21 protein-coding genes are annotated in these 25,963 nt (G+C 62.3%); 9 read left to right on the forward strand and 12 right to left on the reverse strand.

What is annotated here, in order from left to right:
* Positions 1-17 precede the first annotated feature (17 nt).
* Positions 18-743 carry a sterol desaturase family protein gene (locus tag K3758_RS08485; protein ID WP_259943897.1) on the forward strand — a complete coding sequence of 242 codons (726 nt, stop codon included), beginning with the start codon at positions 18-20 and terminating at the stop codon, positions 741-743.
* A 100-nt stretch (positions 744-843) separates the two neighbouring features.
* Complete coding sequence (locus K3758_RS08490; protein WP_259950040.1) at positions 844-2,151, forward strand: dienelactone hydrolase; 1,308 nt, start codon at positions 844-846, stop codon at positions 2,149-2,151.
* A 46-nt stretch (positions 2,152-2,197) separates the two neighbouring features.
* Here K3758_RS08490 and K3758_RS08495 read toward each other — a convergent pair whose 3' ends face one another.
* The 10 genes from K3758_RS08495 to K3758_RS08540 all read right to left on the reverse strand — a co-directional run bounded on the left by K3758_RS08495 (position 2,198) and on the right by K3758_RS08540 (position 13,140).
* On the reverse strand, positions 2,198-2,653 hold the full coding sequence (locus K3758_RS08495; protein WP_259943898.1) for a DsrE family protein: 456 nt from the start codon (positions 2,651-2,653) through the stop codon (positions 2,198-2,200).
* A 179-nt stretch (positions 2,654-2,832) separates the two neighbouring features.
* A complete protein-coding gene (locus K3758_RS08500; RefSeq protein ID WP_259943902.1) occupies positions 2,833-4,332 on the reverse strand; it encodes a replicative DNA helicase in 1,500 nt (499 codons plus the stop codon).
* A 150-nt stretch (positions 4,333-4,482) separates the two neighbouring features.
* Positions 4,483-5,160, reverse strand: a complete 678-nt coding sequence (locus tag K3758_RS08505; RefSeq protein WP_259943905.1) for an orotate phosphoribosyltransferase — start codon at positions 5,158-5,160, stop codon at positions 4,483-4,485.
* A 56-nt stretch (positions 5,161-5,216) separates the two neighbouring features.
* Positions 5,217-6,248 (reverse strand): dihydroorotase, encoded by a 1,032-nt coding sequence (gene pyrC / locus K3758_RS08510; protein ID WP_259943908.1) that lies wholly within the window; start codon positions 6,246-6,248, stop codon positions 5,217-5,219.
* Between the two features lie 46 nt (positions 6,249-6,294).
* Entirely contained in the window at positions 6,295-7,254 is a 960-nt protein-coding gene (locus K3758_RS08515) for a phosphoadenosine phosphosulfate reductase (RefSeq protein ID WP_259943910.1), read from the reverse strand.
* 142 nt (positions 7,255-7,396) lie between these two features.
* Positions 7,397-8,461, reverse strand: a complete 1,065-nt coding sequence (locus tag K3758_RS08520) for a glycosyltransferase family 2 protein (RefSeq protein ID WP_259943913.1) — start codon at positions 8,459-8,461, stop codon at positions 7,397-7,399.
* A complete protein-coding gene (locus K3758_RS08525; protein ID WP_259943917.1) occupies positions 8,451-9,140 on the reverse strand; it encodes an FkbM family methyltransferase in 690 nt (229 codons plus the stop codon). The genes K3758_RS08520 and K3758_RS08525 overlap by 11 nt, the downstream gene beginning before the upstream one ends.
* A 3-nt stretch (positions 9,141-9,143) precedes the next feature.
* Complete coding sequence (locus K3758_RS08530) at positions 9,144-11,498, reverse strand: glycosyltransferase family 2 protein (RefSeq protein WP_259950042.1); 2,355 nt, start codon at positions 11,496-11,498, stop codon at positions 9,144-9,146.
* Positions 11,498-12,124, reverse strand: coding sequence for a sulfotransferase (locus K3758_RS08535; RefSeq protein ID WP_259943920.1), 627 nt, complete (start codon positions 12,122-12,124; stop codon positions 11,498-11,500). Before K3758_RS08535 ends, K3758_RS08530 begins: the two co-directional genes overlap by 1 nt.
* Positions 12,121-13,140 (reverse strand): glycosyltransferase family 2 protein, encoded by a 1,020-nt coding sequence (locus tag K3758_RS08540; protein ID WP_259943923.1) that lies wholly within the window; start codon positions 13,138-13,140, stop codon positions 12,121-12,123. Before K3758_RS08540 ends, K3758_RS08535 begins: the two co-directional genes overlap by 4 nt.
* A 185-nt stretch (positions 13,141-13,325) precedes the next feature.
* On the opposite strand from K3758_RS08540, the gene K3758_RS08545 reads away from it, so the two are divergent.
* A complete protein-coding gene (locus tag K3758_RS08545; RefSeq protein WP_067629100.1) occupies positions 13,326-14,234 on the forward strand; it encodes a MoxR family ATPase in 909 nt (302 codons plus the stop codon).
* A 5-nt stretch (positions 14,235-14,239) separates the two neighbouring features.
* On the forward strand, positions 14,240-15,499 hold the full coding sequence (locus tag K3758_RS08550; RefSeq protein WP_259943929.1) for a VWA domain-containing protein: 1,260 nt from the start codon (positions 14,240-14,242) through the stop codon (positions 15,497-15,499).
* 209 nt (positions 15,500-15,708) lie between these two features.
* Here K3758_RS08550 and purL read toward each other — a convergent pair whose 3' ends face one another.
* Complete coding sequence (gene purL / locus K3758_RS08555; protein ID WP_259943931.1) at positions 15,709-17,868, reverse strand: phosphoribosylformylglycinamidine synthase subunit PurL; 2,160 nt, start codon at positions 17,866-17,868, stop codon at positions 15,709-15,711.
* Between the two features lie 284 nt (positions 17,869-18,152).
* On the reverse strand, positions 18,153-19,064 hold the full coding sequence (locus K3758_RS08560; RefSeq protein ID WP_120350931.1) for a LysR family transcriptional regulator: 912 nt from the start codon (positions 19,062-19,064) through the stop codon (positions 18,153-18,155).
* A 169-nt stretch (positions 19,065-19,233) separates the two neighbouring features.
* Between K3758_RS08560 and K3758_RS08565 the strand changes: the two genes are divergently transcribed.
* Genes K3758_RS08565 through ccmE form a run of 5 tightly spaced genes read left to right on the forward strand, consistent with a single transcriptional unit; the run spans position 19,234 to position 25,906 of the window.
* Positions 19,234-22,650: an indolepyruvate ferredoxin oxidoreductase family protein gene (locus tag K3758_RS08565; RefSeq protein WP_259943934.1), complete on the forward strand. Its 3,417-nt coding sequence runs from the start codon at positions 19,234-19,236 to the stop codon at positions 22,648-22,650.
* Between the two features lie 57 nt (positions 22,651-22,707).
* A complete protein-coding gene (locus K3758_RS08570) occupies positions 22,708-23,580 on the forward strand; it encodes a lysophospholipid acyltransferase family protein (protein ID WP_311201504.1) in 873 nt (290 codons plus the stop codon).
* Positions 23,581-23,589: 9 nt separating this feature from the next.
* Positions 23,590-24,399: a glutamate racemase gene (gene murI, locus K3758_RS08575; protein WP_259943942.1), complete on the forward strand. Its 810-nt coding sequence runs from the start codon at positions 23,590-23,592 to the stop codon at positions 24,397-24,399.
* 38 nt (positions 24,400-24,437) lie between these two features.
* Positions 24,438-25,466: an N-acetyl-gamma-glutamyl-phosphate reductase gene (gene argC, locus K3758_RS08580; protein ID WP_259943944.1), complete on the forward strand. Its 1,029-nt coding sequence runs from the start codon at positions 24,438-24,440 to the stop codon at positions 25,464-25,466.
* Positions 25,463-25,906, forward strand: a complete 444-nt coding sequence (ccmE, locus tag K3758_RS08585) for a cytochrome c maturation protein CcmE (protein ID WP_067626977.1) — start codon at positions 25,463-25,465, stop codon at positions 25,904-25,906. Before argC ends, ccmE begins: the two co-directional genes overlap by 4 nt.
* The last annotated feature ends 57 nt before the right edge of the window (positions 25,907-25,963 follow it).

Raw genomic sequence — 25,963 nt, forward strand, 5'->3', positions numbered from 1 at the left:
ATGGGGAGGTCAGGCGGATGTCACGGATCAGGATCATGTTTGGCCACGCGGGGGTATCGCTCATGGCGCTGGCCTGTGTGGTTGCCTTTGGCGCGATGCTCTGGGGGGCGCCGCTGTGGTGCTGGGCGCTGGTGCCGCTGGGGATCGCGGCGCAGATGCTCAATGAATACAACCTGCACCGGTATGTCTTTCACCTTGATCCGCCGAAACGGCAATGGGCCTTTGATCTGCTCTACCGCGCGCATTACGGGCATCATGATTTTCCCGCCAATCACGGGCTGTTCTTTGTGCCGCTCTGGGTCGCTTTGCCGATGCTTGTGGGTAATTTCCTTTTGGTTTGGGGTATTGCGGCGCTGCTGGGGTTTGACGCAAGTCTTTGGATTGCCACGGCAATCGTGCCTTCGGGCGGGGTGCTGACCTTTTTGGGCTATGAGTGGTTCCACATGACGGCGCATCTGACGGTCCCCAAAACGGCGGTCGAGCGACATGTCACGCGGCTGCACAACCAGCATCATTTCCGCGACTTCAACAAATGGTTCCACGTCAGCCCCGGCGGAAAGATTATCGACCGCGCCATGGGCACGGATATCGACACCGAAGCCTTGAAACAGCAGCAGCGCATCGCCTTTATTCGCTCCTTGGGCATGAAACCCGATGACCCAAGGCTGTTGGCCGCCCGCGCCAAATTCGCCGGGAGGTATGGGCTCTCTGAGGCCGAAGTGGCCCGCGCCGCGCGGGGGTGAGTGTGAAATTTCCGTAACGTCACGGGCAGGGCGCTTGCTTGCCGCCGCGACGCAGGTAGGCTCGGGCCCATCCAAGGGAGGACGAACCATGCACCGACATATGACCACCACGGCTCTGCTTGCCGCCAGCCTTACCGCAGGGGCGGCGCAGGCGGAAAATCGGATCGACCGACAGTTGCCGAACGCGCCCGAACTCGCTGCCTACGGCGACCACGCGGTGGGCGTGCGCACGCTTGAGATGGTCAACCCCGATCAGATCGACATACTCGCCATCGACCCGGCCGCCGATAAGCCCGATGAGATGCCGCGCTATGACCGGCCTTTGACCGTTGAGATGTATTATCCTGCCGCCGAGGGCGCGCAGGGTGAAACCGCCTTCAAAGCCTATCTGCGCGACGGCACCACCGAGGTCACGTTGCAGGGGCAGGCGATGCGCGATGTCGATCCGGCCTCGGGCGAGACCTTTCCGCTGGTCCTGATCAGCCACGGCTATCCGGGCAACCGCTATTTGCTGTCGCATCTGGCCGAGAACCTCGCCTCCAAGGGCTATGTCGTGGCCTCCATTGACCACACCGACAGCACCTACCGCACGCAGGCGGCCTTTGGCTCGACGCTGGTGAACCGCTCGCTGGACCAACTCTTTGTGCTGGAGCAGATGGCGCAAAAAGCCGCAGAGGGTGGCGATTTTGCCGGGCTTTATGACGCCGAGAACACCGGGCTGATCGGCTACTCCATGGGCGGCTACGGCGCGATCATCACCGCAGGCGGTGGCGTGACAGAGGCTTCTGTAGGCTACACATGGGGTGGGCCGCATGGCACATTGGGCATTCATCAGGCCGGGTCCGACTCCCACAACGCGCTACCCGATCCGCGCATCAAGACGGCCGTGGCCTTTGGCCCTTGGGGCATGAACCGTGGCTTTTGGGATGCCGAAGGTCTGGCGGGTGTGCAGATTTCGATGCTCTTTATCGCCGGATCGCAGGATGACACATCGCTTTACGAAGACGGCATTCGCGCGATTTGGCAAAACACCTCAAACGTCGACCGTGCGCTGCTGACCTATATGAACGCAGGCCATAACGCCGGCGCGCCGATGCCCGCGCCTGAAGAGTCCTATTACTTCAGCGAAGACAAAGGGTTCAACATTTCCGAACATTACACCGATGCGGTTTGGGATACGGTGCGGATGAACAACATCGCCCAGCATTTCGTGACCGCATGGCTGGATAGCCATCTGAAGGATGAGGCCGAGAAGGGGGGCTACCTTGATCTGGTAGAGGATTCCAACGCTGGCGTCTGGTCTGTCGAAGACGACGGAACCGAAAAGGACGACCACAGCTATTGGAAGGGTTTCGCCGAAGGCAGCGCCAAGGGGCTGATGTATGAGACCCGCGCGGCGGGAGAGTAACACAACGAACGCCCGGGGGGGGTATTCTCCCCCCGGGCGGTACGGTTTAAGGTTTGATGTAGGTGTAGCCCATCTGTTGCAGGCGCGAGAGTTCCGCCACGCCGGAGGGCACGATGTCTTCCTCCCACACGTCATAGAGATCGTTCTCATAGCTGATCTCGCGGCCGCGCAGCGTGTTGTTGCAGACATGAAAGCTGACGTTCTGCCCTTTGAGCGAAGATACGGTTGTCTGCATCTTGTCGTTGCCCTTGGCATCGGCCAAGAGGCTCAGCCCATTGCCATGCAGCACGACCTTCACGTCGATATTCTCGGCCCCGACGGCGTTGATGTGGTTCTGGATGTTGCGCATGGCCCCCAGATGCGCCTTGGAGCCTTCGCCGCCGTTATAGTTGATGTGGTAGACGACTTTCTGCTTGCCGTAACGCTCGGTCTCTTCGGCGTGGAGCGCGAAGGCAAAGCTGGTGGCGAGCATCAGACAGATGGCGCGGATGATATTGGTCATTTTGGTCCTCCCAAGGTGAGTGACGGTACTGGCACGAGGCGCAGAACCGCCCATCTAGCCTAACGGCAGTGAGGGGCAATCCAAATCATTTATTCAGGAATGTGAATTCGATGGGGGGGTGGTCACGATCGGCTGAGGGTCACCGCCCGCAAAGAGCGGTGGCCTTCAGCCGAGGCGGATCAAAATTCCTGATCGTCGCCGCCACCCTGCTGCCAGGGCTGCACAAGGTTGCCAAAGCGAGTAAACCGGCCCTCAAAGCTAAGGTCCACCGTGCCGATCGGCCCGTGACGCTGCTTGCCGATGACCACTTCGGCGCGGCCGTGCAAGCGCTCCATCTCTTCTTGCCAGACCGCCATTTTATCGAGCTCATGATCGCCCGGTTTTTCGCGTTCTTTGTAGTATTCCTCGCGGTAGACGAACATCACCACATCGGCGTCCTGCTCGATCGAGCCCGATTCACGCAGGTCCGACAGCTGCGGGCGTTTATCGTCGCGGCTTTCCACCTGACGCGAAAGCTGGGACAAGGCGATCACCGGAATGTCGAGTTCCTTGGCGATGGCCTTGAGACCCATGGTGATTTCCGAGATTTCGTTCACCCGGTTTTCCGATTTGCCCGTGCCGCGGACCAGCTGCAGGTAGTCGATGATCAGCACATCAAGCCCGTGGGTCCGTTTGAGCCGCCGCGCACGGGCGGCAAGCTGGCTGATCGGCAGGGCGGGCGTGTCGTCGATGAACAGCGGGCAGGCTTCCAATGCCTTGGCGGCATCGACGAAGCGGCGGAACTCTGTCTCGGTCATGTCGCCCGAACGGATCTGTTGGCTGGGGATCTCGGCGGCTTCCGACAGGATCCGCGCGGCAAGCTGTTCGGCGCTCATCTCGAGGCTGTAGAAACCCACCACGCCGCCGTCGACCGCGCCTTCGGTGCCATCGGGCTTCATCCCGCGTTTGTAGGCTTTGGCCACGTTGAAGGCGATGTTGGTCGCAAGCGAGGTTTTCCCCATCGACGGACGGCCCGCAAGGATCAGAAGGTCAGAGCGGTGCAGACCGCCCAGTTTCTTGTCCATGTCGATCAGCCCGGTGGAGACGCCCGAGAGCCCCCCGTCACGCTGGTAGGCGGCGTTGGCCACGTTGACCGCATCTGTCACGGCCTTGAGGAAGGACTGGAAGCCGCTTTCGACCTGACCCTGTTCGGCCAGCTTGTAGAGTTCCTGCTCGGCCTCGACGATCTGCTCGCGCGGCTCGGAGGCGACATCGACCTGCGCGGCCTTAGCCGAAATGTCGCGGCCCAGCTGGATCAGGTCGCGGCGCACGGCGAGGTCATAGATCATCTGCGCGTAGTCGCGCACCGCAAAGGCGCTGATCGCAGCACCCGCGAGACGGGCGAGATAGGCAGGGCCGCCCAGCTCCTTCAGCCCCTCGTCGTCCTCCATGAAGGCTTTGAGCGTGACCGGAGAGGCGAGGTTGTTCTTGGCGATCCGCTGGGAGGCGATGTCGAAGATGCGCGCGTGGACCGGCTCGTAGAAATGCTTGGGGCCAATGACAGAGGCCACGCGGTCATAAACGTCGTTGTTGGTGAGGATCGCACCCAGCAACTGCTGCTCGGCCTCGATCGAATGCGGCATCGATTCCGGTGCCTGCACGGCCAATTGGTTCGCGTTCAGCGATGTAATTTCGTTCATGACCTCACCCATTTCTACTCAGATGGTCGTCATAGCCAGTGGGGTCGCCCGGCGCAAATTGTATCTTTTGTGGATATCTTTGTCGACAAAAGGCCCCACCACATTTTGCCTTGTGGAGGGGCCTTGGGTCAACATCTTGTGAAATTTCGGTTAACTTTTGCGGGATTCCTGCCATTCGCGCGGGGCGTTCAGGAAGGCTTCGACTTCGGTCAGTGTGGCCGCGTCAAAGGCGCCTTGTGCGCGCGCTTCGGCCAAGACATCCCACCATGTGCACAGCGCATGAAGCGTAACGCCATGGTCACCAAGGGTCTTTTCGGTTTGTGGGAAAATGCCGTAGTGGAAGATCACGGCGGTATGGGCACAGCTTGCGCCGGTTTCGCGAATCGCGTCGACAAAGCTGAGCTTTGAGCCACCATCCGTGGTCAGATCCTCGACCAGCAGCACGCGCTGGCCTTCGGACATGTCACCTTCGATCCGCGCGTTGCGGCCATAGCCTTTGGGCTTTTTGCGCACATAGGTCATCGGCAGCGCCATCCGCTCGGCGACCATGGCGGCGAAGGGGATGCCGGCCGTCTCGCCCCCGGCGATATTGTCGAAAGCCTCAAACCCCGCGTTGCGCATCACTGTGACGGTGAGGAAGTCCATCAGCGTCGAACGGATGCGCGGGTGAGAGATCAGCTTGCGGCAGTCGATATAGGTTGGGGACGGCAGGCCCGAGGCCAGCGTGAAGGGTTCATCCGCGTTGAAATGCACCGCGCCGATCTCCAGCAACATGCGCGCGGTGAGGCGGGCCATTTCTTCGGGGCTGGGGTGGCTGGTGGGGATCATGGCAGGCGTCCTTGGCTGGGGAGAGGTCGGATCGGTATTTAAGAAAGGATGAAGGTTTAGGTGGTCCAGTGCAGATCGAAGCCGGGGTCGAAGACCGTGACCGGGCCGTCGGGGGTGTCGACGCTGGTGGGGTGGGTCGGTGTTTCGCGGCGCAGGGTAATGCGGGTCTCGTTTGGCGGCAGGCCGTAGAAGGCGGGGCCGTTGAGCGAGGTGAAGGCTTCGAGCTTGTCGAGGGCGCCGTCCTCTTCGAAAACCTGTGCGAGGATTGACATTGTGTTGGGTGCGGTGAAGCAGCCCGCGCAGCCGCAGGGTTGCAGTTTCGCGCCATCGGTATGGGGCGCGCTGTCGGTGCCGAGGAAAAAGCGCGCGTCGCCGGATGTGGCCGCGCGGCGCAGGGCGAGGCGGTGGGTCTCGCGTTTGGCCACGGGCAGGCAGTAGTAATGCGGGCGGATGCCGCCAGCGAGGATGTGGTTGCGGTTGATCACGAGGTGATGCGTGGTGATCGTGGCCGCAAGGCCGCTGTCGTTGCTGCGCACGTAGTCGGCGGCATCGGCGGTGGTGATATGTTCCATGATCACGCGCAGCGCAGGATGCGCGCGGCGAATTGGGTCGAGCACGCGGTCGATGAAGACGGCCTCGCGGTCGAATATGTCGATCTCGCTGTCGGTGACTTCGCCGTGGGTGCAAAGGGGCAGGCCGATCTCGGCCATACGGTCGAGCACCGGGGCGACTTTGTCGAAGTTGGACACGCCGCTGGCGGAGTTGGTGGTGGCGCCGGCGGGGTAGAGTTTGACCGCCTGGATGAGGCCATCGGCATGGGCGCGGGCCACGTCGTCTGGGTCCGTGTCCTCGGTCAGGTAGAGGGTCATCAGGGGGGTGAAATCGGCACCCTCAGGCAGGGCGGCCATGATGCGGTCGCGGTAGGCGGCGGCTTGGGCGCCGGTCACCACCGGGGGCACGAGATTTGGCATGATGATGGCGCGGGCAAAGTCGCGGGCGCTATGGGGCAGCACGGCGCGCAGCATGTCGCCGTCGCGCAGGTGCAGGTGCCAGTCGTCGGGACGGCGGATCGTGAGGCTTTGTGTCATGGGCGCGGGGCTAGCACAGAGCGGGGGCGCGCGCCAGATTGAAAACCTATCCGGCGGCGGTCGCCACCTTTGTCACGGCGGCCTCACGGCGGGCGCGAATGCGTTCAAGGCGGCGAGCAAAGCGTGGGGCGCTCATCCGCGCGCTGACATTGGCGCAGACCGCTTCGAGCAGTCTCTCGCGCCCTTGGGCGTTGACCGCTTGGCTGAGGTTGCGCAGGTAGGGCAGGTAGTCGCGTCGTGCGCGGTAGAGGGCGGCGAAACGGGCCGCGTCCAGCGTGCCGTCGGCGGCGGCCTGCAGCAGCGGGTCAAGCTGGTCGATCTCCAGCAGGTCGGTTTGCAGCGCATCGCCCATGAAGGGCATGCGCAGTTTGGTGACATTGGCGCGGGTAAAGAGCGCGGCATGCATCGCGTCGAGTTTTTCTCTCGGGTCGTAGAGCACAAAGACCCGTTCCGCGGCGTCGAGCATATCGGGCGCATAACCATAGCGGGAAGTGAAATCGAGGATGCGCATATCGGTGAAACGGTCGTCCCAATCGGTGATGCGCGGGTTAAGCGTGGCCTGTGGTTGGATCGCCACAACCGCTGCACCGGGGGAGGCGACGGAGTAGGCGGCGGCGGCATAGGCGCAGGGGCCAGCGCCGTAGAACAACACCTGATCAAATTCATCAAAGAACCCGTCGTCGATTAACCTGTCGAAATAGGCATAGACCTCTTCGGCGCGGAACCATGTGTCGCCATCGCTGGCAAGGCAGAGATGCGACCAGTCGTGATTGCGGACCATGTCCCAGCCCAAGGGCTGCGCCTTGTCGGAAAGGGCATGCATGCCTTGATAGGTCTCAAACGTGACCAGCAGGGTGGTCTCACGCTCAATGAAGGCAGAGAAATGGCGTTTGCCCAAGGATTGGAAATATCCATCCTCTTCGGCCACGGCCTCTATTGCGCGCAGCCAGTCGCGTTTGGGCATATCGGCCAGTGAGCTTTCGATCGTAGGCGTCTCGCGCGGCATCGGGCATCCTCGGGCTTGTCAGGGCGGGGCAGAACCGCCGTTTCAGCAGGGTATAGCCGGATAATAGGGCGAAAATGCGGAAAATCCGTGAGAAATTGAAGAGAATGTGACGGTTTTCCGGGGGCGGTATGGTGGCGGTGCGCTATTGAGAGGGCTCGGCGGCTTGGGCGCGCCTCGCATATTCCAGCATGATACGTGCCGCTTTGGCGGTGACCGGGCGGCTTGGCGGGGCCATCAGCAGGCGTCCGAATAGGGCGCGGAATGGCTCTTGGCCCATTAGCGTGTCGAACCGGGTGCGGCGCCAAGCGACGGCCGTTTCGTGCAGGGCGGCGAGGGTTGCGTCGGCCTTGAGGGCGGCGAGTTCGCGGGCCCGCGCCGGGGCGCTGGCGCTGATGGTTGTGTCGGTCTCGGTGTTGAAATTCCGCTCAACCCAATAGTCCAGGCCCAGCATGTCTGCGCGGTGCACCGCGCGGCCGCGGTCGGCTTTGAGGACATAGGATTCCATCGCGCCCAAGGGGTAGTGATTGATCTGGGCCAGCCCATAGTTCTGCCGCCCATAGGTTGAAAAAATGCGCCGCGTCTTGAAGAGATCGGGCAGGGCGCGGCCATGGCCGTCATACCAGCGGGATTGGTCCAGCCGCGCGGGGTTGGGGCCACGGGGGCGGTGCACGCCCGGCTGCGCATAGGTGCCATCGTTGCGGTAGAGGGTTTTGAACATGGCAGCCCGCCATGGCCAATGCATCACCGCAGGGGCGCAGCGGGTAAAGCCTTCGGTCACCGGGCGGTCTTCGTAGCGGACCTGATCGGCACTGCCGAAAAGCCGCCATGTGAGGGTGATCGCCGTGGCCTCGGGCAGGGCGGCGTGCAGAGCGGAGAGGCTGTGATCGCCGACATGGATGTTTACAAATTCATCGACATCAAGGGGCAGGATCCAATCGGCCTGCTGCACGATCTCTAGTTCGGCAGCGGCCTTCAGCGCGGTGAACTGAATGCCGCCTTTCTCATAGGGGCCGTCGTTGCGGATGTGGGTGACACCACCAAGGGCTTGGAGCCGGTCAAGCATGTTATCGGTGCCGTCGTCGCAATCGTTGGAAAAGACAAGCACATGATCGAACCCGATGGCGCGGTGATGGGCGAGCCATTCCAACAAGAACGCGCCTTCGTTGCGCACACAAAGGATCGCGAGGTGGGAGACTTTACCATTCACGGCGGAAGGCCACGACTTTGTTATGCGAGCCGCGGTGGTAATAGGCCATGCCCGCCTGCATGAAGGCGGCAAAGACCTTATTGACCCCCTCGGGGCCGATCCATTGCGGATGCAACTCAATGATGGCGGCGCGCAGAGTGTCGAGCGGCAGCGACGGGATCAGGTCGACCTCAGCGCCTTCAATGTCACAGATCAGAACGCTGGGGGCGAGGTCGGCAAAGACCTCAGCGGCGCTCAGCACGTCGATTTGATGGGTCTCGGGCGGGGCTTCGCCTTCGAAACGGGTCATGGAGGAGGACAGGATCTGTTCGCGTACGTGGAAGTCGACCTTGCCCGGCGCAGGGCCAAGGATGGCATTGGTGACATGGGCGTTGCTCAGCCCGTTGGCCGCATGGACCCGGCGGATATAGGGGATGAGGTTGGGGTTTGCCTCGAATGAATGAACCGAAGCCACGTTGCGTTTGCTGGCCACCAGCGTTGACATATAACCCACGCCGCCGCCCAGTTCGATTACCCGGTCACCCTCCCGGACCACGCGCAGCGCGGCCTCGCTTTCCTTTGCTTCATAGGCGTTTTGGCGCAGTAGTTTGCGGACCCGCCCGCGCAGGATCGTTGGATCGTCGGGGAATTTCATGCCGCGGGAGTGGATGAAATTCGGCGCAGGCTTGGTGTCTGTCACGGGTCAGCTTTCCATATCGAGAGCGAGAGCATAGGCGACACGCTCGGTCGCGCTTAACTTGACGTTAAGCGCTTGGCGGTAGAGATCGCGGAACTCTGGCGTTTGGTGCAGCTCTTCCGCTTTGGCGCGGTGCCAGGCAAGGCCCGCTTCGTGATGCGCGCGAAGCGGGTCGTCGGCCAGCAGGCGGGCCATCTCGGCGTGCAGACGCGGCAGGTTGCGCTGGATTGAGACATCTTGGTGGTCGTTCCAATCCATGCGGATCCAGTAGTTGATGCCGATGGAGCGGTCGACATGCAGCGCGCGCCCGCGCTGGCGTTTGACAAGAAAGGAGTCCGCTGAGCGCAGAGCGTAGTGGTTCAGTTGCAGCAGGTCATAGCCGATGTTGCTTTTGGAAGACCGCCACCCGTTGCGCAGCGCATCGCGCGTCATGTCGCGGCCCGAGCCGTTGACCCATTTGACCCGTACCGCCTGCGCGTCGTCCAACCTGTTGGGCCGGTGGCAGGAGAGTTTTTCATAGGCGCCGATGTTGCGGAACATCGTCTTGAACCCCCATGCGGTATGGGGTTTCGGGCAAAAGCTGGGGGCGCAGTGGTCGAACTGGCCGATCACCGGCGCATCGGACAGGGCCGTAACGCCGTTATGGCCAAAGAGCCGCCAAGTCATCGCGATATTGGTCGCCTCGGGCGCGGCGGCGAAGAAATCGTTGAGCGTGCCGTTGCCGGTGCGGATATTGACGAATTCGTCAACATCGATATGCGCGATCCATTCCGCGCCCCGGATCAGCGGCTCTTTCAGCGCTTGGTTTAGGGCATGCTGCTGCGGAGAGTTGCCCTTCCAGTCGTCGTTGTTGCGGTGTTGCAGGATGCCCATGTCTTGCAACCGCCCGAGCACGGCATCGGTGCCATCGGTGCAATCATTGGTGTAGATCAGGAAGTTATCAAAGCCCACGGCGCGGTGATAGGCGACCCATTCAAGGATATAGGGGGCCTCGTTCTTCATGCAGCCGACGATGACATTGCCGCTGTTGCCGGGCGGTAATTGGCGCGGCGGGACGGTGGTATAGGCGGGCGCGGGCTGGTCTTCGCCCTCGGGTGCCGTGTCGTTATGCGGGCGGAAGGGGCTGCGAAGGATCGTTTCGTGGTTGACCTTCACCCGGTTCAAAAGCGGGGCATTGGTCGCGCGGGCGTCTTCTGATGCGGTGGGGTCCGATAGCATCGCCTCGAATTTCGCGGCCGACTGGCGCGCCATCTCAGCCTCTGCGCGTTTCTGCGCCAGTGGGGTCGCGGTGGCCCTGATGCGGTGGGCGAAGGCGGCGAGGTACTGCGTGGCGCGAAAGCCGCGTTCGGGGTCTGCTTCGGTCCAAAGGGGTTCTGGCCTGTCGGGGGTGAGCGCCGCTGCCAGCGTGGGATATCGGGTGATGAGGGCAGCGTTGTCGCTGGCGAAATGGTCAGAGATCGGGGCGAGACTGCCGGGCGCGATCGCTGCGCCACCGATCTGCAGCGCCTGCAACATCTGGCTCCATGTGCTGCGCGGGCAGGAGAGGTCATGCGCTTGCAGATAGCGGATCAGCACATCGTTAAACGCGCGCATTCGGGCCAGCCAAGGCGCGGGCAGAGGGGCAAGCGCGCGGCCCGGATCAACCGGACCGAGGGGCGTGGTCAGGTCAAGGCTATCGGAAACTTCCCGCGCCCCGTCTTTGCACAGGAGTTGCGGCAGGTCGAGCGGGCGAAATTGGATCTTTTCGGCCCCAAAGGCGTCCGCCCAATGACCGTGAAGTGTCTGATAATCCAGCCAGAAGGGAGGGTTTTGCACATCTGAGAATAGGCCGAAGTCGGGGGCATCCTCAGCAGGTTCGAGCGCGCCTTGCCACCACCTGCCACGCTCCGCCAAGGTGAGTTCCTGTGTCAGCGAATGGCGGCGGCCTTCGGTCACGGCAAAGGTATAATGCGCGGTGAGAAGTCGGGCCTGTTCATCTAGATGCGCGATAATGCGAATGTCGTCGAAATACGGACAGAGCAGATCGCGCAGGCGGGCAAGCTCCTCGGGGCGCGACAGCAGGTTGCCCAGTTGTGCCGCGCTCAGCACCACATGATCGGCGCGGCTCTCGGCCAAATCGCGAGGGATCAGTGCGTGAAATTCATCACGCAGCGTGGCGCCGATCAAAGCACTGTCGAGCCCGCGTCGATAGCGCAGCAGTCCAACCGCATCAGGCGCGGCGCAGGCGGCATAGAGGCGGACGTGGTTCCAATCGGGGGCCAAAACCCCTTGTTTCAACAGCGCGCCCTTTTGCTGCTGCAAGATATTGCGCAGTCGCGCGGCGGCTTTCTCGGTCGGGCCGATGAACAGGGTGAGGCGCATCACTCGGCCACTTCTTTGCCGGTGTTGCTTTGGCCCCACCATGGCAGGTCGATGCCGAGGTAGGCGGCGATCTTGTCGCGCGCACCGGGGTCTTCGATGTCGAATTCCAGAAAATTGGCGCAGCCAGCAAAGACTCGGCGGCAAAAGGTGAAATGCCCCTCGACCCATTTGGCAAGCTCGGCCTCGCTGCGGCCAAAGCCGCGGGGCAGGCCCGGCACATCGGCCTGTGGCAGGCGGCGGCGGCCCAGATTGTTCCAGCGCATCATGCTGTTCGCCGTCTTTGCCGGATCGCGGTGCGACAGCAGGAACTTGATGTCGGGGTGATGTTGCTGAATGGCGCTCAGCAGCCCCCAATCGGTCTGCGGCCAAAGGCTGCGGTCATGGCGCACGGCGCTCATCTCATTGATCACGTCGAATTCTTTCAGCCGCGCCAGCGGGTCACCGCTGGCAAAATAATCGGTATAGATGATCCGACCGACATGCTCTCCGGTAATGTCAGGCAGGGCGCTTTGCCCTTTGCGGATGCGCCAATCGGCGACCTTGAGCCCCGCGTGGCGCAGCGCATCGGTGAGCGTGGTGGTGCCGGTCTTGGGCAGGCCAAGGTTGATGATCCGTGGGCCGGTCATTTTAGTCCAATCTCGGCACGGACCTGCGCTTCGGCGGCGGAGTAGGGGCTGGCCTCGCGGAGTTGCGCCTGCATCGCCCGGTAGGCCGGATCGGCCAGCAGGGCATCGCGGCGGGCGCGGTGTGCGGCCACGGCATTGGCGTGAAGTTCAGCGATGCCGGGCAGCGCTTTGAGGCGATCCATCTCGGCGCGCAGAGCGGGCAGGTAACGCTGGATCGAGCGATCCTCCCAAGCTGCATCATTGCGGTCGCGCCAATAGGTGTCGTCAAAGGCGCGGTGTTCGCGGTTCACGTCACCCCGATCATTCTTGACCAGATAGCTGTCGAGCGAGCGCAGCGCGTAGTGGTTTAGGGTCGCAAAGCGCCGCGCGCCGCGGGCAGGAAAGGCACGGATGCGGCGTTTGTTGGCGGCAGTCCGAAACGGCGCGGGCACCTGCCTGCCTGCGCCATCCGTCCAATGGGGTTGAACTTTGCTGTCATCATGAAAAGGGCGGTGCGCCCCGTAATAGCCCAAGGGGAAATCTTGCCGGACCAAGGATTTAACCTCAATCGCCGTATCGGCGCACCAGATGTCGGGGTTATGGCTGCGGGTGAATTGCGCGATGATCGGTTCATCAATGAAATCCTCGATCCCGCCATTGGCGAAGAACTGGAAATGCAGCGAGATTGCCTGCGGATCGCCGCAGGCTGTAATCAGCGCGGGCACGCGGTGGTCGCCCACATGGATGTTTAAAAACTCGTCCACATCCGCGACCCAGACCCAATCGGCCTGCGTGACGACGGTTTGCCGCCGTGCATCCTTTAGCGCCTGCATCTGGTAGTTTCGATTGCTGGCTGGGTTGGGCAGATGGGTGACGATACCATGCCCGTCAAGCGCGCCCAGCAGACGGTCGGTCCCATCGGTGCAATCATTTGAATAGAATAGGAAATCCGTGACCCCGATCACCCGATTGAAGGCGATCCATTCCAGCAGAAACGGGCCTTCGTTCTTGACGCAGGTGACAGCGGTGATGCGCATGTCAGACCCCGCCGCGCCGGATCGCGATGAAAATGCTCTGTCCCATATCCGCCCCTGTGGCCCCGTTGATCCCGGTGACCGTCGATTATTGCTTGAGACTATGCCAGCGCGGAGAAATCACGTCAATCTGCCCGCACCCTTTCAGACCCCTTGACGGGGCGGGGCGGGAATGCACCACTGGGGCCATGAAAAACATTGATACGATCGACGCGGTCCAAGAGATGCTAAGCGCTGAGGGCTATGTTTGCGACCGCGCGCTTGGGGTTGTGGTGTTCCTCAGCCTCACGCTGGGGCGGCCTTTGTTTCTGGAAGGCGAGGCAGGGGTCGGCAAGACCGAGATCGCCAAGGCGCTGGCCGCCGGGTTGGGGCGGCGGTTGATCCGGTTGCAATGCTACGAAGGGCTTGATGCGTCGAGCGCGGTTTATGAATGGAATTTCCCCGCCCAGATGGTGGCGATCCGCACGGCGGAGGCGGGCGGTGGCGCGGATCGGCGCGCGCTGACCCAAGAGTTGTTCAGCGACGACTACCTGATCGAACGCCCGCTTTTGCAGGCGCTGCGCCCCGATGAGAACGGCGCGCCGGTGCTGCTTATCGATGAGTTGGACCGCACCGACGCGCCTTTTGAGGCGTTTTTGTTGGAGGCGCTGAGTGATTTTCAGGTGACGATCCCCGAGCTTGGCACGATCCGTGCGCCGGAGCCGCCGATCGTGATCCTGACCTCCAACCGCACGCGGGAGGTGCATGACGCGCTGAAGCGGCGGTGCCTTTACCATTGGGTCGATTACCCGGATGTGGCGCGTGAGATGGCGATCCTTTCGGCCCGCGCGCCCGAGGCGGCAGAGGCGCTCAGCCGCGAGGTGGTGGCTTTCGTTCAGCAATTGCGGACGGAGGATCTGTTCAAGAAACCCGGCGTGGCAGAGACCATCGATTGGGCGAAATGTTTGCTGGCCTTGGATGTGACGACCCTAAGCCCCGAGGTCATTGCCGATACGTTGGGGGCGGTGCTGAAATACCAAGACGACATCGCCAAGTTGCAAGGGTCCGAGGCCGCGCGCATTCTCGAGCAGGCCCGGGCGTCATTGGTGCCTGCCTAAACGGGATGGCTGAGCAGACCCCCCTCGACCTGCCGGACGACCCGAAGCTGGCGGGGAATATCACCCATTTCGCCCGCGCCCTGCGGCGGGCGGGGCTGTCCATCGGGCCGGGGCGCGTGGTGGAGGCGGTGGAGGCGGTCGCCGCCGTGGGGTTCACAAGCCGCCGTGATTTCTATTGGACGCTGCACGCCTGCTTCGTGAACCGCCCTGAACAGGCGCGGATTTTTGCGCAGATATTCCGGTTGTACTGGCGCGATCCGCGCTATCTGGAACATATGATGGCTGCGATGCTACCCGCCATCCGCGGTGTGCAAGAGGACCGCCCCGCGACCCCGGCAGAGAAACGCGCGGCAGAAGCCCTGCTGGACGGGGCCGAAGCGCCGGAACGTGACGACCAGCCCGAGCCGGAAGAGACCCTCATTGAAGTGGATGCGAGCCTCACGATGTCGGCGCGCGAGCGGCTCCGAACGCTGGATTTCGAACAGATGACCCTTGCCGAGATGGCGCAGGCGAAACGTATGTTGGCCAAGCTGGAACTCCCGGTGCCGCCGATGCCGAGCCGCCGAAATGTGGCGGCGGCGCGGGGGCGGATTGATGTGGCACGCACGATGAAAGCGGCGCTGCGGCGCGGGGGGGAGATGGAACGCCTCTACCGGATGACGCCGCGCGCACGCTATCCGAACCTTGTGGTGCTCTGTGATATCTCAGGCTCGATGAGCCAATACAGTCGGATGATCCTGCATTTCCTGCACGCGGTGGCCAACCGCAGGGGCGCCGGCTGGGCGCAGGTGCATGGGTTCACCTTTGGGACCCGGCTGACCAATATCACCCGGCATCTTGCGACTCGCGATGTGGATGCGGCGCTGGCAGCGGCGGGGGCGCAGGCGCAGGATTGGGAGGGGGGGACCCGCATCGGGGCCGCGCTGGCAGCGTTCAACCGCGACTGGTCGCGGCGGGTCATGGGGCAGGGCGCGGTGGTCTTGCTGATCACCGACGGGCTGGACCGGGACGATCCGGCGGAGCTGGCGCGGCAGATGCAGCGGCTGCATTTGACCGCGCGGCGGGTAATCTGGCTAAATCCGCTTTTGAGGTGGGACGGGTTTGCGCCCAAAGCGGCGGGCATTCGCGCGATGCTGCCCCATGTCGATAGTTTTCGCGCAGGGCATTCGATTGCGTCGTTGGAGGCCTTGGCCGAGGCGATCTCGCGCCCCGATGATCCGGGTGAAAAGGCGCGGATGTTGGCGGGGTTGAACGCGGAAGGCTAGGCGCGAGGCCGAGGGAGCCGGCTGCGGGTCTCTCCAAAACCAGAAGGTTTCAGAGCCACCCTTGATTGATCCCGGCCTGTCACCCGCCTGTCGTCGGCTCAAGCGAAATAGCCGTATCCCCTGAAGGGGCCCCTCGGCGATTTAGCTTGCCCTGCCGCCCTGCGCGCGACCGTTTGGTCTCAAGCAAGGGCGGCTCCGAAACCAGAGGTTCAGGCGAAGGCTTGCGCAAAGGTGCTGCGGTAAGTGGCGCGCAGATCTGCCAGCAGTGCAGAGGCCGCGCCGAAGCTGATCTTGTCTCCGCCGAATGCGCCGACTTGGGCCACGGGCACGCCAGACTCTTTGCCTGCGGCGATCAGGGCTTCTGCTGCCTCGGCGGTACAGGCCACGAGGTAGCGGGCCTGATCTTCGCCAAAGAGGGTGGCTGTGTTATCGCTCTCGATCTCAATGCCAATACCTGCGGTTTCGGCCAATTCGAAGGCAGCGAGGGCGAGGCCGCCATCGCCGAGGTCGGTGCAGGCGGAGATTTGGCCGGACTGGGCGCGGATGAATTCCCCGTGGCGGCGTTCGGCCACGAGGTCGACATGGGGCGCATCGCCCTCGGCCCGGCCGAAGGCTTCGGCGAGCAGGGCGGATTGGCCGAGGTGGCCGCCCGCGTTGCCGATCAAGAGGGCTACATGCCCCTCGCGCAGTTGGTTGCTGATGATCTGGTCGACATTGTCGATCAGGCCGACCGCGCCGATTGTCGGGGTGGGCAGAATGCCTTTGCCGTCAGTCTCGTTATAAAGCGATACGTTGCCCGACACGATTGGCATGTCGAGCGCGCCCACGGCTTCGCCGATGCCTTTGATCGCGCCGACGAACTGGCCCATGATTTCGGGCTTTTCGGGATTGCCGAAGTTGAGATTGTCTGTTGTCGCCAATGGTTTGGCGCCCACGGCGCAGAGGTTGCGATAGGCTTCGGCCACGGCCTGTTTGCCACCCTCGGTGGGGTTGGCTTTGACGTAGCGCGGGGTCACGTCTGAGGTGAAGGCCAGCGCCTTGTCGGTGCCATGGACCCGCACGATGCCAGCGCCAATGCCGGGCAGGCGGACGGTGTCGCCCATGACCATCGTGTCGTATTGCTCATAGACCCATGCTTTGGAGGCGTGGTTCACGGAGCCAATAAGGGCGCGGAGGCCTTGGATGGGGTCGATGGTTGGCGCGTCGGACAAAGCGGCGGCGGCAGGGGTTTCGACCCAAGGACGGTCATATTCCGGCGCGGTGGAGGCGAGTTTCGACAGCGGCAGGTCGGCTTTGACCTCACCATCAAGGCAGATGAGGAAGCGGTCTTCGGGGAGGGTTTCGCCGACGATGGCGAAATCGAGGTCCCATTTGTCGAAGACGGCTTTGGCTTCGGCTTCAAGTTCGGGGCGCAGGACCATGAGCATACGCTCTTGGCTTTCGCTGAGCATCATCTCATAGGCGGTCATGTTGAGTTCCCGCGTCGGCACTTTTTCAAGGTCGAGACGCACGCCGAGGCCGCCTTTGTCGCCCATTTCCACGGCAGAGCAGGTCAGGCCCGCAGCGCCCATGTCTTGGATCGAGATCACGGCACCGGTGGCCATCAGCTCGAGCGTGGCTTCCATCAGGCGCTTTTCGGTGAAAGGGTCGCCGACTTGAACGGTGGGGCGTTTCTCTTCGATGGTGTCGTCGAATTCGGCGCTGGCCATGGTCGCGCCGCCAACGCCGTCGCGGCCGGTTTTCGCACCGAGGTAGACCACGGGCATGCCCACGCCGGAGGCGGCGGAGTAGAAGATCTTGTCGGCATCCGCCAAGCCTGCCGCGAAAGCGTTCACGAGGCAGTTGCCATCATAGGCTTTGTCGAAACGCACTTCGCCGCCAACGGTTGGCACGCCGAAACAGTTGCCATAGCCGCCGACGCCTTCGACGACCCCGTGCACAAGCTGGCGTGTTTTGGGGTGGTCGGGGCGGCCAAAGCTCAGCGCGTTCATCGCCGCGATGGGGCGCGCGCCCATGGTGAAGACATCGCGCAGGATGCCACCGACGCCGGTGGCCGCACCTTGGTAGGGTTCGATGTAGGAGGGGTGGTTGTGGCTCTCCATCTTAAAGACCAGCGCTTGGCCATCGCCGATGTCGACCACGCCCGCATTCTCGCCGGGGCCGCAGATCACTTGCGGGCCATCGGTGGGCAGGGTGCGCAGCCATTTCTTGGAGGACTTATAAGAGCAATGCTCGTTCCACATGGCCGAGAAAATGCCCATCTCGGTGTAGTTCGGCTCGCGCCCGAGGATGTTGACGACCTCGGCGTATTCCTCGGGCGTGAACCCGTGGCTGGCGATAAGGTCGGGCGTGATGGCTGGATCTTGCATGGAAATTCCCCGGCTGGCGCGTTTGCGCCCTCATACAAGGGGAAATGCCGGGGGGGAAGTGGCTTTGGCCGCCTGTGGGCTGAAAGAAGGCGTTGGTCCAAAAAAAAGGCCGAGCTAAAAGCTCGGCCAAGTCCAACAGGGAGGTATGAAGCGACGCGCCCTCAGGCTGTCAATCTTCATAATGGTGAAATAGGAGGCAGGGCTGTTCAAATCAAGGCTATTTAACATCGCAAGTCATCATGGCCGATATGCGCTTATTGCATGGCTTGCGGCGGGGCTGCGGTTCAGTTGTCGCCTTCGACCCGTTCGCGCCATTGTTTGCGGTAGGTTATGATCTCTTCCTGCACAAAATCCTTGAAGGCCGCGACGCGCTTGGATTGGCGAAGCTCTTCGGGATAGGCGAGGTAGACCGGCACTTCGGCGGATTCGATATCGGGCATTACCTGCACGATATGCGGGAAGTCTTGAATTAGGTAGTTGGGGAGCACGCCGAGGCCAAGGTGATGCACCACGCCTTGCAACACGCCGAAGTAGTTGTTCACCGTCAAGAGCGAACGCAGGTCATACATCATCAGCTCTTTGACAAGTTGCAGCCCGGCACCGACTTGATCGCTGTCGGTGTTCTGACAGATCAACCGGTGGTTGGTCATGTCTTCCATCCGCTCTGGCGTGCCGTGTTTTTCCAGATATTCGGGGCTGGCGTAGAGCCCCATCCGCACGGTCATCAGCCGTTTGCGCACCAGATCGGCCTGACTTGGTTCTTTCATGCGGATCGCCACGTCGGCCTCGCGCATCGGCAGGTCGAGCACGCGCTCTTCAAGCATCAGGTCGACCTTAAGGTCAGGATATTGCTCATAAAGTTTGGGCAGGCGCGGGGCGAGCCAAAGCGTGCCGAAACCGGTGGTGGTGGTCACGCGCAATTCGCCAAAGACTTCTTCCTCACTGTCGCGAATGCGTGCGGCGGCGGCGTCAAGACGCTTGGCCATGGCCGAGGTCGCGTCGAACAAAAGCTCGCCCTGTTCGGTCAGGATTAGCCCGCGCGCATGGCGGTGAAAGAGGTTGGTATTAAGCTGTTCCTCAAGCCCGCGAATCTGCCGACTGACGGCAGATTGCGACAGGTTAAGCTTGTCGCCTGCATGGGTCAGCGACCCGGCATCGGCCACGGCGTGAAAAATTCTGAGTTTGTCCCAATCCATGGCCCGTACTTTCCTTGCCCAGCCTTTCTCCTACCTTAATAGCCGGGAGAAAACAGTACAAACCGTCCCCTGCAGGGCTGCCGTTGCGGAATAACTGCTATACAGGTCAGCAGCTGTGACCTATATAGGAGGCAATCATGCAAGACTGACGTGCTAGGGAGGGCCCGCCATGACAACGCAAAAGATTTCACTGAACGACCGTTTCGACCTTAAGAAAAGCCCGGTGCTGCTGAACGGCACGCAGGCGTTGGTACGGTTGATGATGATGCAGTCCGCCCGCGACCGCGCGGCGGGGCTGAACACCGCAGGCTATGTGACCGGCTACCGGGGCAGTCCGCTGGGCGGGGTCGACCTGCAAATGCAGCGGTCAGAGAAGAAACTCGCCGAGCACAACGTGCGCTTTGAGCCGGGGCTGAACGAAGACCTCGCGGCGACGATGCTATGGGGCAGCCAGCAGGCGGAACTGCGCGGTGAGGGGAAATATGATGGCGTTTATGGCCTATGGTACGGCAAAGGCCCGGGGGTGGACCGCACCGGCGATGTGATGCGCCATGCGAATATGGCGGGCACTTCGCCTCATGGTGGTGTGTTGATGGCGATGGGGGACGACCATACCGGCGAATCCTCCACCGTGTTGCACCAGTCGGAATGGGCGATGGTGGATGCCTATATGCCGGTGGTCTCGCCCGCCGGTGTGCAGGAAATCCTTGATTACGGCATCTACGGCTGGGCGCTCAGCCGGTTCTCGGGCCTATGGGTGGGCCTGAAGACGATGAAGGACACGGTTGAGGCGACGAGCGTCGTCAACGGCGACCCGAACCGAATGAAGCTGGTGATCCCTGAGTTCGACATGCCCGATGGCGGGCTGAGTATCCGTCTGGGCGACACCCCGCATCTGCAAGAAGCGCGGATGATTGACTACAAGCGCTTCGCCGCCGAGGCGTTCTCTCATGCCAACAAGATGGACAAGCGCGTCTGGGGCAAGCGCGGGGCCAAAATCGGCTTTGCCGCCGCGGGCAAGAACTGGCTCGATCTGGTCCACGCGCTGAGCCTGCTGAACATCGATGAGAACGAGGCCGAGCGTCTTGGCATCACCACTTATAAGATCGGTCAGACCTTCCCGCTCGACATGCAGGGGTTCCATGAATGGGCCGACGGGCTTGATCTGGTGGTCGTGGTCGAAGAAAAGCGCAAGCTGATCGAAGTGCAGATCAAGGAAGCGCTGTTCAACGATACCCACCGCCGCGTCTATGGCTGGCACAAGGGGGGCGCGGGCATGGAGCATGGCGAAGAGTTGTTCCCGACCCGTGGCGCGCTCGACCCTATCCTGATCGCCGAAAAGATCGGCGGCATTCTGTTGGAAGAGGGCCGCGAGACCGATGGCATCCGCGCGGGGCTTGAGGCGCTGAACGAGGCACGCCGGTCGGACAATGCCGAAGATATCGCCGCGCGACTGCCGTATTACTGCGCGGGCTGCCCGCATAACTCCTCGACCAAGGTACCAGAGGGCTCCCGCGCCTATGCGGGGATCGGCTGTCACTATATGGTGCAATGGATGGACCGTGAAACCACGGGCTTCACCCATATGGGCGGCGAGGGTGCGAACTGGATCGGCGAAGCGCCGTTCTCCAATACAGAGCATGTGTTCCAGAACCTTGGCGACGGCACCTACAACCACTCTGGCGTGTTGGCCATTCGGGCCGCCATCGCGGCGGGGACGAACATCACCTATAAGATCCTCTATAACGACGCGGTTGCAATGACCGGCGGTCAGCACAACGAAGGCGACCTTGACGCCTACCGCATCGTCGAAGAGTTGAAAGCCATGGGCGTGAAGAACCTCGCCGTGGTCTATGACCAGAAGGAAGACGTGGACCTGTCGCGCTTCAAGGGCGTCGAAATACACGAGCGCGCCGAGATGCCGAATGTGCAAAAGGCCTACCGCAAGCACAAGGGCGTCAGCGCCATCGTCTATATCCAGACCTGCGCCGCCGAGAAGCGCCGCCGCCGCAAGCGCGAGCTGTTCCCGGATCCGGACAAGCGGGTGTTCATCAACGAGGATGTTTGCGAAGGCTGCGGCGATTGCGGTGTGCAGTCGAACTGCGTGGCCGTGGTGCCGAACGAGACCGAGCTGGGCCGTAAACGCGCCATTGACCAGTCGCAGTGCAACAAGGACTTCTCTTGTCTTGACGGGTTCTGCCCCTCCTTCGTGACGTTGGAAGGCGCCAAGATCCGCAAGGACCCGACAACCGAACTGACCATCCCCGACCTGCCGATGCCGGACCTGCCTAAGATCGACGGCACCCATAACGTCGTCATCACCGGCGTCGGCGGCACCGGGGTCGTCACCATCGGCGCACTGCTGGCGCAAGCGGCACAGCTTGATGGCAAGGGGGCTGGCATGATGGAGATGGCCGGCCTCGCCCAAAAAGGTGGTGCGGTGCATATCCACTGCCGTCTGGCCGAGCGCCCCGAAGACATTAGCGCAATCCGTGTCGCCACCGGCGAGGCGCATGCGCTCATTGGCGGCGATCTGGTGGTCTCGGCGGGGCACAAGACGCTGGGGCTGACCCGCGCCGGGCGTACCGGGGCCGTGGTGAACTCGCATCAGATCATCACCGGTGATTTCACCCGCGATACCGAGTTTCAGATGCCCTATGACCGGCTGAGCCTCGCGCTCGAAGCGCGGTTGAAGGACGATGTCGCGATGTTTGATGCCTCGGATCTGGCCAAGGCGAGTTTGGGAGATTCGATCTTTTCCAACATGATGATCTTCGGCGCCGCATGGCAGCGCGGGCTTCTGCCCCTCTCGTTCGAAAGCCTGATGCAGGCGATCGAGATGAACGGCGCGGCGGTGGAGCGCAACAAACGTGCCTTTGAGATCGGTCGTTGGGCTGTGCTCTACCCTGAGGACGCGCGGAAGGTGAGCCAGCCCGATAACGTGGTCGAACTGCCCAAATCGCTGGGAGAAAAGATCGCCTTCCGTGAGAACCACCTGACCGACTATCAGGGCAAGGGGTTGGCCAAACGCTATACCAAGATGCTCGACGGTATCGAGGACCGTGACGTCAAGGCGGCGGTGGCCTTGGGGTATCACAAGCTTTTGAGTTACAAGGACGAATATGAGGTCGCCCGCCTGCTGATCACCAGCCGCGACAAGGCGCGGGCGCAGTTCGATGGCGACTTTAACATGACCTTCCACATGGCGCCGCCGCTGATCTCGAAGATGGGCCCGAACGGCCGTCCGCAGAAGCGTGAGTTCGGCCAGTGGCTCGAAGGGCCGCTGCGGGTCATGGCGAAGTTCAAAGGGCTGCGCGGCACGCCGCTCGATCCCTTCGGCTATACCGCCGAGCGCAAGATGGAGCGCGCGTTGATCAAACAGTATGAGGCCGACATGGCCGAGGTGCTGCCAAAGCTGACCGACCAGACCCGCGACGCCATCGTGGCGCTGGCCGAACTGCCGCTGCAAATCCGCGGTTTCGGGCCGGTGAAACAAGCCAATGAGGCGAAGGCCGCAAAACGCCGAGAGGAACTGCTGGCGGTGATCCGCGCGGGCGGTACCTCCACGGCCAAGGCCGCGGAGTAATACGGCTGTTACATCTTTGCCTTAAAGTGTTTGCCAAGACGATCCTGAGGCCGAGATGTGACTTACGCCCGTGACATAAGCTATGCCCATTCCGCTCGAACCCGGGGCGGGAGGGCGCTCATCCGATTGATGGAAAACACCACCGGCCGCGTATCCTTGTTGAAACGGGCCGAAGGCTACGAAGACGATCTGGCCGCGGGGCTGGGGTTTTTCGATGCGATGGTGCAGCGCTGTGGTCTGACGCTGGACGTGATGCGCGGCGCTTTGGCGGATATCCCGACGCGGGGGCCGGTCATTCTGATCGCCAATCACCCCTACGGCATTCTGGACGGGCTGATGCTGGGCCATATCCTGAGCCAGACGCGCGGCGATTTTCGCATCATGGCCAATGCGGTTTTCAGCCAAGCGCCGGATCTGGCGCATCACCTGCTGCCCATCAGCTTTGCCGAAGACCGCGCCGCACTGGCGCTCAACCTCGCCACCCGCCGGACCGCGTTGAACTATCTGGCGCAGGGCGGGGCGATTGGTATCTTTCCCGGGGGCACCGTCAGCACCGCCGCGCGGCCCTTTTCGCAGCCGATGGACCCCGGCTGGCGGAGCTTCACGGCGCGGATGATCGCCAAGTCTGACGCCACTGTGGTGCCGATCTACTTTGACGGTCACACCAGCCGCTTGTTCCAGATCGCCAGTCACCTGCACGCAAACCTGCGCATGGGGCTGCTGATCAAAGAGTTCCGCGCGCGTGTCGATACGCCCGTGCGCGTGGCCATCGGCGCGCCGATCCCGCGCGCCACGCTCGACCCTCTGGCAGGGGACGCAAAAGCGATGATGGATTTCCTGCGCAAAGCCACCTATGAGTTGTCACCAAAGCCGGGCCAGTATCAGGGCCTCGGTTACGAGTTTGAGGAACGGCATAGAGCCGACAGGTGACGACAGACCATGGCAGTTGGTATTTTCGATTCGGGGCTGGGCGGGCTGACCGTCTGGAACAAGGTGCAAGAACGGCTGCCGGAGGTGGATTTTATCTACCTCGCCGACAGCGCCCATGCGCCCTATGGCGTGCGCGACGCCGATGACATCTATGAGCTGACCTGCGCCGCCGTGCAGCGGCTGTTCGATGCGGGCTGCGATCTGGTGATCCTCGCTTGCAACACCGCCTCTGCCGCCGCGCTGCGCCGGATGCAAGAGGGGTGGATCCCGCGCGACAAGCGGGTGCTTGGCGTTTTCGTGCCCTTGATCGAAGCGATGACCGAGCGGCAGTGGGGCGACAACTCCCCCCCGCGCGAGGTGGCGGTCAACCATGTGGCGCTCTTCGCCACGCCTGCCACGGTGGCAAGCCGCGCGTTTCAGCGTGAACTGTCTTTCCGCGCCATCGGTGTGGATGTCGAGGCGCAGGCCTGCGGCGGGGTGGTCGATGCCATCGAAGAGGGTGACATGATCCTTGCCGAAGCGCTGGTGCGCAGCCATGTCGACGCGCTGAAGCGCAAGATGCCCAACCCCGATGCGGCGATCCTGGGCTGCACCCATTACCCGCTGATGCAGGAGGCGTTTCAGGCGGCCTTGGGCGGGCAAGTCAAAGTGTTTAGCCAAGCCGAGTTGGTGGCGGATTCATTGGCGGATTATCTTGAGCGGCATCCCAATATGATGGGCAGTGGCGAGGCGGCGTTTCTCACCACCGGCGATCCCGCCCGGGTGAGCGACCGTGCGACGCAGTTCCTGCGACGACAGATCACATTCACCGCCGCCTGAACTCCAATTATATTTCGTTCCGAACAAGGGGACAGACCATGACCCAGAACATCGCCATTCTTGGCGCCTCCGGCTATACCGGGGCAGAACTCATCCGGCTGATTGCTGGTCATTCCTCAATGAAGATCAAAGCTTTGGGGGCGAACTCCAAGGCGGGGCAATCTATCGCCGAGGTGTTTCCGCACCTGCGCCATCTTGATCTGCCCACATTGGTCACGATCGAAGAAATCGACTTTTCGCAAATTGATCTGTGCTTTTGCGCGTTGCCGCATAAGACCAGCCAAGAGGTGATCGCGGCGCTGCCCAAAGACCTCAAGATCGTCGACCTCTCTGCCGATTTCCGCCTGCGCGACCCTGAGGATTACGCCAAATGGTACGGCAATGAACACGCCGCCTTAGAGCAGCAGAAAGAGGCGGTTTACGGCCTTACCGAATTCTACCGCAAAGAGATTTCAGCCGCGCGGTTGGTGGCAGGCACGGGCTGCAACGCGGCGACGGGGCAGTTTGCCCTGCGCCCGCTGATCGCGGCGGGTGTGATTGATCTGGACGATATCATACTGGACCTAAAATGCGCGGTCTCGGGCGCGGGGCGCTCGCTCAAGGAAAACCTGCTTCATGCGGAGTTGAGCGAGGGCTATCACGCCTATGCGCTTGGCAGCACGCACCGGCATCTGGGCGAATTCGATCAGGAATTCTCGGCCATTGCCGGGCGGCCCGTGCAGGTGCAATTCACCCCGCATCTGGTGCCCGCAAACCGCGGCATCTTGGCGACCTGCTATGTCAAAGGCGACGCGCAGGCGATTTATGAGACGCTGCAGAACGCCTATGCAGATGAGCCCTTTATCGAGGTGCTGCCCTTCGGAGAAGCGCCCAGCACCCGGCATGTGCGCGGCTCGAACTTTTGTCATATCGGCGTGGTGGCCGACCGTCAGACCGGGCGGGCGACGGTGTTCGCGGCGCTCGATAATCTGACCAAAGGCTCCAGCGGTCAGGCGTTGCAAAACGCGAACCTGATGCTCGGCCTGCCGGAAACCGAGGGGCTGATGATGGCCCCGCTGTTCCCATGAAGAGCCTCAAGAAACAGCGCCGGATCCAGATCATTGCCGTTGCGGCGGTGGCCTTGGTGCTGTCGACTGCTCTGATCGGCTATGCGCTGCGCGACGGGATCAACTATTTCCGCGCGCCGAGCCAAGTCATCGCCGAACCGCCCGGCCCGGCAGAGGTGTTCCGCATTGGCGGGCTGGTCGAGGAAGGGTCGCTGAAACGCGGACAGGGCGAACAGATTCGCTTTGCCGTGACCGATGGCGGCGCCTCCGTGCCGGTGGTCTTTACCGGGGTGTTGCCTGATCTGTTTGAAGAGAACCAAGGCATGGTCGGCACCGGGCGTTATATCGATGGGACTTTCGAAGCCTCTGAAATCCTTGCCAAACATGACGAGACCTACATGCCCAAGGAAGTTACGGACGCGCTAAAAGAGCAGGGCGTCTACCGCGAGCCCGAAGGCTGATCTGCGCGCAACGCACGCGGGGCTGAGCCCCCGTTAACCCATCCGGCCGAGCCTGTT

The organism is Sulfitobacter sp. W002 (genome assembly GCF_025142135.1).
GTDB lineage: Bacteria > Pseudomonadota > Alphaproteobacteria > Rhodobacterales > Rhodobacteraceae > Sulfitobacter > Sulfitobacter profundi.

Bases quoted from the DNA above. Each gene is read 5' to 3' on its own strand.
- K3758_RS08495 (WP_259943898.1), bottom strand. From the start codon at position 2,653: ATGACCAATATCATCCGCGCCATCTGTCTGATGCTCGCCACCAGCTTT.
- K3758_RS08565 (WP_259943934.1), top strand. From the start codon at position 19,234: ATGACAACGCAAAAGATTTCACTGAACGACCGTTTCGACCTTAAGAAA.
- K3758_RS08560 (WP_120350931.1), bottom strand. From the start codon at position 19,064: ATGGATTGGGACAAACTCAGAATTTTTCACGCCGTGGCCGATGCCGGG.
- ccmE (WP_067626977.1), top strand. From the start codon at position 25,463: ATGAAGAGCCTCAAGAAACAGCGCCGGATCCAGATCATTGCCGTTGCG.
- K3758_RS08530 (WP_259950042.1), bottom strand. From the start codon at position 11,498: ATGCGCCTCACCCTGTTCATCGGCCCGACCGAGAAAGCCGCCGCGCGA.
- purL (WP_259943931.1), bottom strand. From the start codon at position 17,868: ATGCAAGATCCAGCCATCACGCCCGACCTTATCGCCAGCCACGGGTTC.
- K3758_RS08500 (WP_259943902.1), bottom strand. From the start codon at position 4,332: ATGAACGAAATTACATCGCTGAACGCGAACCAATTGGCCGTGCAGGCA.
- murI (WP_259943942.1), top strand. From the start codon at position 23,590: ATGGCAGTTGGTATTTTCGATTCGGGGCTGGGCGGGCTGACCGTCTGG.
- K3758_RS08540 (WP_259943923.1), bottom strand. From the start codon at position 13,140: ATGCGCATCACCGCTGTCACCTGCGTCAAGAACGAAGGCCCGTTTCTG.
- K3758_RS08515 (WP_259943910.1), bottom strand. From the start codon at position 7,254: ATGCCGCGCGAGACGCCTACGATCGAAAGCTCACTGGCCGATATGCCC.
- K3758_RS08490 (WP_259950040.1), top strand. From the start codon at position 844: ATGACCACCACGGCTCTGCTTGCCGCCAGCCTTACCGCAGGGGCGGCG.
- K3758_RS08505 (WP_259943905.1), bottom strand. From the start codon at position 5,160: ATGATCCCCACCAGCCACCCCAGCCCCGAAGAAATGGCCCGCCTCACC.
- K3758_RS08535 (WP_259943920.1), bottom strand. From the start codon at position 12,124: ATGACCGGCCCACGGATCATCAACCTTGGCCTGCCCAAGACCGGCACC.
- K3758_RS08545 (WP_067629100.1), top strand. From the start codon at position 13,326: ATGAAAAACATTGATACGATCGACGCGGTCCAAGAGATGCTAAGCGCT.
- K3758_RS08550 (WP_259943929.1), top strand. From the start codon at position 14,240: ATGGCTGAGCAGACCCCCCTCGACCTGCCGGACGACCCGAAGCTGGCG.
- pyrC (WP_259943908.1), bottom strand. From the start codon at position 6,248: ATGACACAAAGCCTCACGATCCGCCGTCCCGACGACTGGCACCTGCAC.
- argC (WP_259943944.1), top strand. From the start codon at position 24,438: ATGACCCAGAACATCGCCATTCTTGGCGCCTCCGGCTATACCGGGGCA.
- K3758_RS08485 (WP_259943897.1), top strand. From the start codon at position 18: ATGTCACGGATCAGGATCATGTTTGGCCACGCGGGGGTATCGCTCATG.